Consider the following 10,662-nt stretch of genomic DNA (forward strand, 5'->3'; position numbering starts at 1 on the left):
TAGCCGACGGGACGGACCTCAGCGGATGCCGTCGCGGCGGAGGGTCCCCGCCAGTGCCGATGCGTGCCGGGTCACCGCCTCCGCAACCCGTTCGACCTCCTGGTCCGTGGCGTGGTCCAGCGGGATGGAGCAGCTGATCGCGTCGGTCGCCGGGATGCGGTACGGCACCGCCGCGGCGACGCAGCACAGTCCGGGCGTGTTCTGCTCGCTCTCCAGCGCCCAGCCTCGGGCACGGGTCTGCTCCAGTTCCTCGCGCAGCGCCGGGCGCCGGGTGACCGTGTGCGGGGTGAGCGCCTCCAGGGGCTGCTCGGGCAGCAGCGCGTCCACCTCCTGAGCGGTCAGCTCGGCGAGCAGCGCCTTGCCCAGGGCCGTCGCGTGCGCCGGGAGCTGCCGGCCCACGCGCGAGGTCAGCCGGCGGGAGTCCGTGGCCTCGCGGGTGGCGAGGTAGATGACGTTCGAGCCGTCCAGCCGCGCGTAGTGGGTGGTGTAGCCGACGTCCGCGCGCAACTGCTCGATCCGGCGCACCGCGTGCGGCAGCGCCGGGTCCCGGTCCAGGTACGCCGTGCCGCACAGCAGGGCCCGCGGGCCGATGCCGAAGCCCGCCGCATCCCCGCCCTCCTCGGCCTCGATCCACTTCAGCGCCACCAGGGTGCGCAGCAGTGCGTACAGGCTGGAGCGCGGGTAGCCGGTGAGCTCCTGGAGCCGGCTCAAGGTGAGCCGCTCCGGCGAGGCCGACAGCACCTCCATGATCTGGACGGTGCGCTCCGCCGACTTCACCGGCCCGCGGCCGGCCTCACCCGTTCCGGTCATACTTGCCACCCCGTTCGCGGGTCTCGCCCGGTGTTCTCTCCCCGTCGCGACACGAAAACCTCCGAGACATCGACCGCCCCTGTACGCAGGCTGACGCGCACGCTGAAAAGTATGGATGAGAACTGAGTCTACATGTGTAGACAACTTGGTCAAATCACGATTACCTCCGCCGGTCGGCCCTCGTCCCCGCACGGCGGTGTGCGGAACCCGGCCCGGCGCTACATGGTCATGGTCTCCTCGGACGCCAACCCCAACCCCAACCCCAACCCCAGCGCCGACGCCATCGCCATCGCCTCGGTGGTCGTCCGGGACATCATTCCGGCCGTCGCCCGCCGCGGCCGGGCGCTCGGCGCCAGGTGCGGCTCCCCGGCCGCGCAGGGCCCCACCCCGCCTCTGATCCCCGCGACCGACCGACCGGCGCCGAGGTCCGTCGGCCCCGCGTGCGAAGATGACCGGACCGCATTGGTCACGACGAGGGAGCCCGCGTGGTCGGAACCGCTCGGCCTGGACTGATCATCTTCCTGAACGGGACGTCGAGTTCAGGCAAGTCCAGCATCGCCGGAGAACTGCTGGAAGTTCTGGACGAGCCGTGCTTCCACCTGCCGGTGGACGCCTTCCACGCGATGCGTACGCGCCGGGAGATCGATCCGGACGAGCTGCCCGCCGTTCTCAGGCGCACCTGGGCGGGATTCCACCGCGCGGTCGCCGGCATGGCCGCGGCCGGCAACAACGTCGTGGTCGATCATGTGCTCAGCGAGGAATGGCGCCTGCTGGACTGCCTGGAACTCTTCACCGCCAAGGACGTCGTCCTCGTCGGCGTGCACTGCGCTCTGGACGAACTCCACCGGCGTGAGCGGGCGCGCGGCGACCGCCCGGAGGGTCTGGCGGCGCGCCAGTTCGAACTCGTCCACGCACACGGCCTGTACGACATCGAATGCGACACCACCACGACCGGCCCCCGGGACTGCGCCCGGCAGATCAGCGCCTTCCTGCCCCGACGCCCGACCCCGACGGCGTTCGAACAACTCCGTGCGAAACTGCGCCCCGACCTGACGACCCCCGCTCCGGAGGCCGCTGGGCCCTCCTGACACGGCCTGGCTTTCCGTGGCGGCGGGCGCACGCCCTGTCCCGTGGCGGCGGGCGCACGCCCTGTCTCACGCATCCCACCGCTCCCCGCGACAGCGCACTACATGTTGCCGGGGCCGCTCGTGGGGATCTGCGGTGCCGTCGGGATGTAGTGCTGGGCCAGGTTGGCGTCACGGTTGTGCGCGCCGCGGTGTTCGGCCTCGCGGGCCTCGTACTCCTTGACGTCCCGGCGGCCGGAGACGGTGTCCTGAATACGGGTCATGGCACGGGCGAGCAGGCTCTTCATCGGTGTTCCCCCAGGTGAACGTGGTCTTGGCAGGCATTCTGCACCGTTTCCCCGCCGCACGCGCGCGTTCTGAGCCGAACTTGAGCCGGCGAGTCACCCGACCCGTGCCGCGATGGTTCGGGCGCACTCCATCGCCTCCGTGTGCGTGGTGTCGACCTCCAGGTCGTACGTCACGCCCCGGTGGACCACGTCCGCCTGGGAGGCCGCCATCCCCACGGCCCGGTCGCCCCGCGCGAGTTCACGGTCCGCGGCGACCGCGGCCTCGCACCGGACGCCGACCCACAGCACCCGCAGCCCGGCAAGGGCCCGGTGCCAGCGCTGCTGCGAGTACGGCCCGCCGAGGAAGACCTCATCGACGACGATCCGCGCCCCCGCGCGCGCCATCGCGGCGATCCCCTCGATCCAGGCCGCCTCCAGCGCCCGGAAGTCGGGCCCGACGCCGACCTGTCCGTCCGCGGCGAACTCGATGCCGCCGTCCGACGCCCACATGGACGCGGGCAGCGCCCGCACCATCGTGTCGGCCCCGAGCGCCAGCCACGGGTCCGGCAGGATCGCCTGGAGGCACCGGATGATGCCGGACTTCCCCGAGCTGGAACCGCCGTTGACCACGATCACCTGAGTCGTCACCGCGCCAGGGTAGAGGTGTCCGGGCGATGCGGGAAACGTCTTTCCGCCGGGCCCGGGGCGTGCCTCGCCCGCTTGCCGGACTTGGCGGAGAGGGCAGGATTTGAACCTGCGTGGGCCCGAAGGCCCGACCATGAGGCGTGGCTCGGTGGTCCCCGATAAGCCGCTCCGGGCACCTCTCCTCGTTCCCGGCTCCGGGTGGCGCCCCGAACCGTTCACATGAGAGAGAGTGACACGTCCCCCTGACGCGCGGCTGACGCGGCGCCGACCGACACGGCTCCGGCCGCGTCGACCGCCCGGCGGCGTGGGAGCCCGCGCCGCGCTCGGGGACACGGGGCGCGTACACCCGGGACGAGGCCGACCTGGCACACCCGCCGAGCCTGGCGCCGCCGCCCGGGACACACCTGTTTCCTCGCGCCGCCCCCGATCCGCTACCGCTCGCGCGCGCCGTCGAGGAGCCTCAGCTCCTCCGGCGTGAACTGGGGTCCCGCCAACTGCGGCCGAAGCGGTCCCACCAGAGCGGAGAGCAGCACACCGGGCCGGACCAGGGACGCGGGCGGAGCCTGCAGGGTCAGCACGTCGGTCAGGGCCGTGGCCGTGCGGAAGGAACCGGTCGCCGTGCGGGAGAGACGGCTGACGTACCGATGGAGCAGCCGGTCGGCGAAGTGCGGGTTCCTGCCGGTGGTCGTGGAGAAGTGGATGTCCTGCCCGACGGTCAGCGCCCACGCGGCGTCGACCGGCCGCGCGATGGCCCGCTGGGCACGCCGTGAGAGACCCGGGACCAGCCCGCCGCGGGCGAGATCGCGCAGCGCCAGGGCGCCCCGCGCGACCACCGAAAGGCCCTGACCGTACACGGGGTTGAAGGCGGCCACGGAGTCGCCCAGCGCCACCAGCCCCTCGGGCCAGGACCCGAGCCGCTCGTAGCGGTAGCGCCGGTTGGCCGTGCTGTGCGTGACGCTGACATCGGTGAGCGGCTCGGCGAGCCGGAGGAGATCGGCGATGACCGGGTGCCGTAGCGTGCGCGCGAAGGGCTCGAATGCCGCCGGGTCCCGGGTGGGCTGTCCGCCGGGGGCGCCCATCAGGCTGACGTGCCAGCGGTCCCCCTCGATCGGCAGGATGCCACCGGCGCTCGCGGGTCCGGGCAGGCGCGGGTCGGCGTTCACGCTGATCACCGGCCAGCCGCGGGTGGGGACGGGAGCGCGGTACATCCGGCTCGCGTAGACCAGACCGGAGTCGACGCGGTCCTCGGCGACCCCGCGGATCCCCAGCTCGGCGAGCCAGCGGGGCATCCGGGAGGCCCGGCCGGACGCGTCGATCACCAGGTCGGCACGGAGTTCGGTCTCGCGTTCGCCCGCACCGTCGGCCGAGGTCCGGACGCGCACTCCGGTGACCCGCCGTCCGTCGCCGAGCAGCCCGACCACCCTGGCGCGCGTACGGACGTTGACATGGGGCTCCTCGAGCACCCGTCGGCGGATCACGTGGTCCGTCAGGTCCCGGCTCGCGGTCATCAGCCGGTGCGTGGCGCGATGCCAGCGCCGGTACCAGCCCTCCGGCGAGTAGATGACCATGTTGGTGGTCACCGGTATGCGGTGGGCTCCCGCGGCCGCCAGCTGGTCGATCACGCCGGGCAGCAACTCCTCCAGCGCGTCCACGCCACCGGACTGGAGGAGGTGGATGTGCACGGCCTGGGGGACGCCGGCGCGCGGCTCGGGCCCCTCGGGGAGATCGCGGGACTCGATGATCTCCACCGATCCGGCCTGGTCCTTGACGGCGGCCGCGGCGAGCATGCCGGCGATGCTGCCCCCGATGACGACGGCGCGGGCGGGGCGGTGCCGGACGGCTTCACTCATGGTCGGCTGCTTTCTGCGGGGAAACGGTGGTGTGCGCGGAAGTCCTGGACGACGGGGGAGGCGAGCGCGAGGGACAGCGGGACCAGATCCTTGGCACGCCAGGCCGCCGCGCCGGGCGCGTCCGGCATGCGGTCGGGGTGGGCGTGCTGCCGCTCCAGGGCGACCACGATCATGGCCGCGTCGGCGCTCGCGGCGGCCGCCGCCTCGTCCGGGCAGCGGCTCAGCGCCGTCCGGTGGGCCGCGTCGCGGACGGCCGGATCACAGTAGGGGGCGAGCGCGAGGATGGCGTCGTACAGCGCCGTCTTCCGGCTCATCAGCAGCATGGCCGGGGGAGTGCGCCACCAGGGCAGTGAGGAACGGATCGCGCCGGGGGTCGGCACGTCACGCAGCAGCCGCCACATCGGCGCCAGCCGGCGCAGCTGCCGTACCACCCGCACGGTCCCTGCCACGCGGGGCCCGACCAGTGGCAACGCGTATCCCACGGCGCCGATGACCGCGGACAGGGCGGCGCACCGCGGGGACACCTGGGAGATGAGGAAGTCCAGGTCGTGGCCGGTCCAGCGGGCGCCCACCGCCACGAGGCGGGTGACGTCGTAGCCCACGTGGAGCAGGTAGGCGGCCACCAGCAGGCGCAGGCCGGCCCGCAGCGAACCGTGCACCTCTTTGGACCAGCGCCGGCACATGACGACGTTGGCGATGGCCGCCACGCCGTGGGCCAGGAGATACGTGACGATCATCTCCCGGATCCAGGGCGTGCGGGCGTAGTATGAGTCGAAGAGCGTGACCTGCTCCACCGGGGCGTCGCCGGCCAGGAAGAGGACCACGACGGTGAGTACGGCCAGGCTGTAGGCCGCGACGCACCAGCGCGCGGCGCGCCGGGTCCGCTCCGGCGGCGCGGGGCGCCAGTGGATGATCAGCAGGAGGCTCGCGCCGGAGTACGCGGTGAGCGCCGCGTAGACGACCAGGGCCGCGCAGTTCGTGACGCCGGTGGCCCGGTTGAGCTCGACGATGGACCGCGGAGCGGCGAGGAGCATGACGCACCCGCCGGCGAACAACTGCGTGAACGCCGACCACAGCAGGGGGTCGCGCCGTCGGCGGGCCAGCGGGGGCAGCTTCAGGGCACAGACGAGGAACAGCGCGGCGCCACCGACGTAGTAGACGGGATTGCCGGGTCCTGATGCCACTGTCCTGCTTCTCTCGTGGGGTCAGACCTGCCGGAACCGGTGGGCCATCGACGCCCCGATCCGTCCGCTGACATGGTGGGGATCGACGGGGGAGCCTGTCAGCCGCAGGGCCGCCTGGAGACCGGTGGCGAGCCGCAGACCGAAGTGTTCGGCCTCGATCTCCTCGTCCGCCTCGCGGCTGTCCGAGCGCGCGGCGTAGTGCAGGGCCGCGTCCGTACGGTCGGTGAGCGGGGCGTCCGGCTCGTCGGCCGCGGAGACGACGGCCACGAACGCGGCGAGGCCGGCCGCCCCCTCGTTCCCCGACGCGCGGGCGGCGTGTTCGTGCGCGTCGCCGCGGTGCCCGTGGAACATGTGCCATGCCTCGTGGCCGATGATCACCAGCTGGTGCTCGGGATCGGTGTTCTCCTCGTAGACGATCAGATCGTGGCTCGTCCGGTCCACCCACAGACCGCTGGCGGTCACCGGCGGGAAGGCCGCCTCGCGCAGCCGCACCGTGCGCCCTCGTACCGTGGTCAGGGCCCGGCCGAGGAGTGGGATCACGTCCGCTTCGCCGGCCGGCGTCGGCAGACTCCCGATGAGCCGGGCGCTGAGCCGCCGCATCGCCCTCGCGGCCGCGCTCACCGGTCCCCCTCCTGGTCGTCGAGTTCCAGCAGGGCCTTCAGGGTCGCGTTGAGCACGTTCCAGCGCTCCTCCGGCAGGTCCCGTGCCTGCCGCAGCGCGAAGCCGCGCACATCGTCCCGGCCCGCCGAGGCCGACGCCACGACCGCCCGTCCCTCGGGCGCGGACCGCGCGGCGAGCAGGGACCGCAGCTCCCGGTTGAGGGCTTCGTCGGCGGGCGCGGTGAAGAACGCCTCACCCCACTCGACCCCGAAGAAGTCGACCAGGCCGTGCAGCAGCTCCACACTGGGCACCTTGTCGCCCGCGCAGACCTGTCGTGCCCAGAACGCGGAGACCCCCAACCGCGCGGAAATGGCGCCCGCGAGGTCCGACATCCGCTGACCCGTGCGGGCCCGTCGGCCGTCCGCGAGTGCCTTGATCCGCGACCGGACCCGCTCGTTGACCGTCTCGGCGGGCGGCTGCCCGCCCCGCAGCAGTGCGCCCACGACGTCCTCGGGCAACGCGGTCCTGACCGCCAGCCTCCTGGCGTCGAGGAACTCCGACCGTTCGAGGCCCTCCTGCCGGATCAGCGCGTCAAGACGCCGAAGGGTCTCGGGCAGCGGCGTCGACTCCACCGATGTGCTCCCAGCTCGCGGGACTGCTGCAATCCTCCTGGCACCCTATGCGCAACCGGCATGGGTTCAATGATCGTTTATTGGCCAAAGAACGATCGCTGACGGAGTAGGCGCGAGATCGGTGCCCGACGGCGCCGCGTCGGTGGCGGGGGCCGTCATTACCTGTGAGGTAATCGCGCGGCCGGACCGGGTGCGGCAAGGTGGAGTCATCGGGTTCCGGGCCGGCGCACTCCGGTCCGGAAGCCGATCCGACGTGTACGGGGCGGTCACCGAGCGGTGGGGCAGGTGGCGGAGAGGGCAGGATTTGAACCTGCGTGGGCCCCGGGAGGCCCGACCTCGAGACTTGCTCGTCGGTCCCCGATAAACCACTCCGGGCACCTCTCCTCGTTCCCGGCGGCGGGTGTTCCTCCCTTCGCCGTTCACATGGAAGAGAGTGGCGGAGGGCGCTGACACGGGGCTGACACCCGCTGCCGGGGCGGCGGTTCAGGCGTCGGCGAGGAGGGGGTCGTAGGGGGTGGAGAGCCGGCGGCCGGACATGAAGGACAGGAAGTCCCGCACGAACGCGCCGCGGGTGTAGACGGTGTCGGTGCGGGTCTCGGGGTCGCCGGCGGTGTCGCGGTGGAACGCCGTGCGGAACAGGGCGCGGTACTCGGCCTCGTCGATGCGTCCGTTGCCGTCCTCGTCGGCTGCGTCGAAGAGGACCTCGGCGGTCCTGATCAACGCGGGACCGGCCAGGGCGGGTGCCGCCGCGGCGTACTCCTGGGCGCTGACACGGCCGTCTCCGTCGGTGTCGAGAGCCGTCTGGAGCTCGCGCCACCAGTCGGCGAAGGCGTCGTAGAGCCGGGTCTCCGCGGGTTCGTCCAGATCGAGACGGCCGCACAACTCGCGTGCCATGGCGGCGAGGTCGGGCCAGGTGAGGTACCCGTCGCCGGTCTGGTCGAGCACGTCGCGGAAGAACTCCTCCGCGCTGCGCCGCCCCGACGGCGGGGGCGCGGGGGCGGCTGGGAAGGACGTGGGGGCGACGAGGCGGAGCAGGGCCCCGGCCCGTCGCATCCGCTCCTGCAGGGCCGTGACGGTCCTTGCCCGGGGATCGTCGCTGCCGGGGGAGAGGGCCAGCAGGTCGGCGACGTTCTGGGCCCGGAGCCAGCCCTCGGGCAGGAAGCGGGCCAGGTCGGCGGTCAGGTAGGCGCCCTGCATCAGGGCTCCCGCACCGAGCAGTTCCGGCAGCCCGGCCCGGCGCCGGAAGGATTCGGGGAGGGAGGCCACCGTGATCGCCCCGATGGCCGGACCGACGACGGCTCGGCCGAGCGCCCACAGGGTGGGAAAGCCGTGGAGCAGCGGGGGAGCGGGCAGGTGGTCGAAGAGCTTGTAGAGGATGATGCGCATGGCCTCGGTGTTCTCCAGCTCCTCCTCCACCATGCGGTCGTAGTAGGACCAGAACTCAGGCAGACTGTCCGGCAGTTGACCGGCCTCGTCACCGAAGGCCGCGTGGTACGCCCGGAACTCGCCGTACAACTGCTCCACGGCGCTCGGGGGCAGGGGCCGGCCGCTCATCCGGCACATGGTGACGGCGCTTTCGAACAGCGTCGCGACCACCCAGGCCCGTACGCCGGGGTCCGTCGCGTCGTACGGCCGGTCGTTCGCGTCCCTTCCCCTCAGCCTGGTGTGCAGGCGGTTGAGCCGCGCGGCCTCCTTGGCCCGCACCTGGTCGTCGGCGCCGAACATGCGCTGGAGGCTCAGGAAGGTGTTGCGCAGCCGGCGCCAGGGGTGGGTGACGAAGGTCGAGTTGTCGATCAGCGCGGCGCCGATCTGCGGGTGCGCGGCTTCCAGTACGGTCGCCCGGATCATGGCCGGTGCCCAGCGCGGGTCGTCGAAGAGCTCGTGGAACTGCGATCCCGGCCCGAACAAGGGCGGTCGCGCGCTGCCGTCGCCTGTGTCGCTCACGGTCACGGTGCTCCGTTCTGTTTCGGCGGGACGCCGCCGAAACGGCGCTCGCGCTGCTGATAGGTGTGCAGGCATTCAAGGAAGTGGGGTGCGCGGAAGTCGGGCCACAGCACGGGTGGGAAGACCCACTCGGCGTAGGCGACCTGCCAGAGCATGAAGTTGGAGATGCGCTGTTCCCCCGAGGTACGGATGACCAGGTCGACGTCCGGTGTGTCGGGGAAGGGCAGATGAGCGGCGAAGCTCTCCTCGGTCACGTCCTCGGCCGGCACCCCGCCGCGGATCAGCGACCGTGCCGCCGCGACGATGTCCCGGCGGCCTCCGTGGTCGAAGGCGACGGTCAGGGTCATGCGCCGGCTCTCGCCGGTCAGGGTCGTCAGGTCGGCGAAGTCCTGGGCCAGTGCCGGGGGGATGCGCGGGTGCGTCACACCGAGGAAGCGGCAACGGATGCCCCGCGCCCGCAGCAGCGGGGCGTGCTTGCGCACCGCGCGGCGTACCAGTTCCATGAGGAAGGCGACTTCGTCGTCGGGCCGGCGCCAGTTCTCCGTCGAGAACGCGTACAGGCTCAGCCACTCCACCCCGGCCGACCGCGCCGCCTCGATGACGTCGATCACCGTACGCTCCGCGGCCCGGTGCCCTGCCGTACGCGGCAACGACCGCTGCGCGGCCCACCGGCCGTTCCCGTCCATCACGCACGCGACATGCCGGGGAACCGGGCGCTTGCCGGAGCCCCCGGAAAAGGAGCCCGAGCCCTCGACGGCCGACCGAGACGTCATACCTTCCCCCCACCACACGCGACGGCGACCGCCCGCCGCTCAGGGGCCGGCCCCACCCGGTACGCGTCCGCCCCGACGCGTGCGTACGAGCCGATCACCACATGGCATGCAGATTGCCACCCCGCGACGGCGCGCGGCGCCCCGGCGGGGGAGATTCACCCATGGCGCGGGCGTTCGAGCAGGGACCGGTCGGCGAACGGCCGGAGACGAGGACCGCCGCACCATCAGGGCGTCGGTGACGCCCCGGTGAGGGTCGTCCACTGCCGGACGGCCTCCTGGCGGGAGCCGACCGCCGTCCCCGCGGCCATCGCCTCCGCGTCCGCCCCCGGGCAGGGTGCCCCCGGGCGGGTCAGGAGGAGGAGCGGCCACTCGGCGCCGGCGCCGGGGCACGTTGCACGGGGATCGCGCTCCGTCCCGGGGCGTGCTGCCGGTGCTGGTCCGCGCCGTTGGTGCCGCTGTCGTCCGCGGCGACGTCGACGCACTCGCCGCCCGGCCCGGTGACCGTGCCCTGGGGTCCGTTGGGCACGTCCGTCTCGCCGAAGTGGCCGACCGAGACCACGTTCGACCGGACGGCGTTCTCGGCGGCGTCGCTCGGGTAGCCGGCGACCATCACGCCCGCGGAGAAGGTCCCCCCGGACCGCCCGGGGCGGCGCCGGCCGGGCGGGCCAGGACGTGGCGGACGTTTCGCCCTCGGTGTCCGCCGTGCGCGTCCCCCCGGTCCGGACAGCGCTCGGACCCGCTCGGCCGCCGACCGATCCCATGACCGTCCGGGGCCGTCGACGGCTTTTGTGCGAGGCCGGGGGACTGGGTTAACCTGCGGCGTATTTTCCCCTCCTGTAAATCTGTGAACTGGGGAAATGCACACATGAACCG

12 protein-coding genes and 2 pseudogenes are annotated in these 10,662 nt (G+C 72.7%); 2 read left to right on the top strand and 12 right to left on the bottom strand.

Translation table 11 applies throughout. The annotated features are described in order from the left end of the window. Positions 1 to 18: 18 nt before the first annotated feature. Positions 19 to 810, bottom strand: coding sequence for an IclR family transcriptional regulator (locus tag VT52_RS06700; RefSeq protein WP_079174878.1), 792 nt, complete (start codon positions 808 to 810; stop codon positions 19 to 21). Positions 811 to 1,008: 198 nt separating this feature from the next. On the opposite strand from VT52_RS06700, the gene VT52_RS37485 reads away from it, so the two are divergent. Together VT52_RS37485 and VT52_RS06705 are read left to right on the top strand one after the other, a co-directional pair. Then, positions 1,009 to 1,323 (top strand): hypothetical protein, encoded by a 315-nt coding sequence (locus tag VT52_RS37485; protein WP_143070843.1) that lies wholly within the window; start codon positions 1,009 to 1,011, stop codon positions 1,321 to 1,323. Beyond that, the gene (locus VT52_RS06705) at positions 1,296 to 1,898 is read left to right on the top strand and encodes a chloramphenicol phosphotransferase CPT family protein (RefSeq protein ID WP_206306448.1); all 603 of its coding nucleotides are present in this window, start codon (positions 1,296 to 1,298) and stop codon (positions 1,896 to 1,898) included. Before VT52_RS37485 ends, VT52_RS06705 begins: the two co-directional genes overlap by 28 nt. Positions 1,899 to 1,996: 98 nt before the next feature. On the opposite strand, the gene VT52_RS06710 is transcribed toward VT52_RS06705, so the two are convergent. The 11 genes and pseudogenes from VT52_RS06710 to VT52_RS39655 all read right to left on the bottom strand — a co-directional run bounded on the left by VT52_RS06710 (position 1,997) and on the right by VT52_RS39655 (position 10,654). Then, positions 1,997 to 2,182, bottom strand: coding sequence for a hypothetical protein (locus VT52_RS06710; protein ID WP_046420281.1), 186 nt, complete (start codon positions 2,180 to 2,182; stop codon positions 1,997 to 1,999). 93 nt (positions 2,183 to 2,275) lie between these two features. Next, positions 2,276 to 2,809 carry a chloramphenicol phosphotransferase CPT gene (gene cpt, locus VT52_RS06715; protein WP_046420279.1) on the bottom strand — a complete coding sequence of 178 codons (534 nt, stop codon included), beginning with the start codon at positions 2,807 to 2,809 and terminating at the stop codon, positions 2,276 to 2,278. Positions 2,810 to 2,891: 82 nt separating this feature from the next. After that, positions 2,892 to 2,988, bottom strand: a pseudogene (locus tag VT52_RS37830). Between the two features lie 249 nt (positions 2,989 to 3,237). Further along, positions 3,238 to 4,656: an NAD(P)/FAD-dependent oxidoreductase gene (locus VT52_RS06720; RefSeq protein ID WP_046420277.1), complete on the bottom strand. Its 1,419-nt coding sequence runs from the start codon at positions 4,654 to 4,656 to the stop codon at positions 3,238 to 3,240. Beyond that, positions 4,653 to 5,840 carry an MAB_1171c family putative transporter gene (locus VT52_RS06725; RefSeq protein WP_046420275.1) on the bottom strand — a complete coding sequence of 396 codons (1,188 nt, stop codon included), beginning with the start codon at positions 5,838 to 5,840 and terminating at the stop codon, positions 4,653 to 4,655. The genes VT52_RS06720 and VT52_RS06725 overlap by 4 nt, the downstream gene beginning before the upstream one ends. A 21-nt stretch (positions 5,841 to 5,861) precedes the next feature. Continuing rightward, positions 5,862 to 6,461, bottom strand: coding sequence for a hypothetical protein (locus VT52_RS06730; RefSeq protein ID WP_053055486.1), 600 nt, complete (start codon positions 6,459 to 6,461; stop codon positions 5,862 to 5,864). Then, positions 6,458 to 7,072 carry a hypothetical protein gene (locus VT52_RS06735; protein ID WP_046420272.1) on the bottom strand — a complete coding sequence of 205 codons (615 nt, stop codon included), beginning with the start codon at positions 7,070 to 7,072 and terminating at the stop codon, positions 6,458 to 6,460. The genes VT52_RS06730 and VT52_RS06735 overlap by 4 nt, the downstream gene beginning before the upstream one ends. 286 nt (positions 7,073 to 7,358) lie before the next feature. Further along, positions 7,359 to 7,456, bottom strand: a pseudogene (locus VT52_RS37835). A gap of 99 nt (positions 7,457 to 7,555) precedes the next feature. Next, positions 7,556 to 9,022 (bottom strand): oxygenase MpaB family protein, encoded by a 1,467-nt coding sequence (locus tag VT52_RS06740; RefSeq protein WP_420856262.1) that lies wholly within the window; start codon positions 9,020 to 9,022, stop codon positions 7,556 to 7,558. Next, the gene (gene uppS / locus VT52_RS06745; RefSeq protein ID WP_046420270.1) at positions 9,019 to 9,702 is read right to left on the bottom strand and encodes a polyprenyl diphosphate synthase; all 684 of its coding nucleotides are present in this window, start codon (positions 9,700 to 9,702) and stop codon (positions 9,019 to 9,021) included. The genes VT52_RS06740 and uppS overlap by 4 nt, the downstream gene beginning before the upstream one ends. Before the next feature lie 436 nt (positions 9,703 to 10,138). Next, positions 10,139 to 10,654, bottom strand: coding sequence for an arabinofuranosidase catalytic domain-containing protein (locus tag VT52_RS39655; protein ID WP_420856263.1), 516 nt, complete (start codon positions 10,652 to 10,654; stop codon positions 10,139 to 10,141). Between the last annotated feature and the right edge of the window lie 8 nt (positions 10,655 to 10,662).

The organism is Streptomyces malaysiense (genome assembly GCF_000980885.2).
Taxonomy (GTDB): Bacteria; Actinomycetota; Actinomycetes; order Streptomycetales; family Streptomycetaceae; genus Streptomyces; species Streptomyces malaysiense.

Excerpts from the sequence above, each read along its gene's own strand:
- VT52_RS06700 (WP_079174878.1), bottom strand. The coding sequence starts at position 810 with ATGACCGGAACGGGTGAGGCCGGCCGCGGGCCGGTGAAGTCGGCGGAG.
- VT52_RS06710 (WP_046420281.1), bottom strand. The coding sequence starts at position 2,182 with ATGAAGAGCCTGCTCGCCCGTGCCATGACCCGTATTCAGGACACCGTC.
- VT52_RS06720 (WP_046420277.1), bottom strand. The coding sequence starts at position 4,656 with ATGAGTGAAGCCGTCCGGCACCGCCCCGCCCGCGCCGTCGTCATCGGG.
- uppS (WP_046420270.1), bottom strand. The coding sequence starts at position 9,702 with ATGGACGGGAACGGCCGGTGGGCCGCGCAGCGGTCGTTGCCGCGTACG.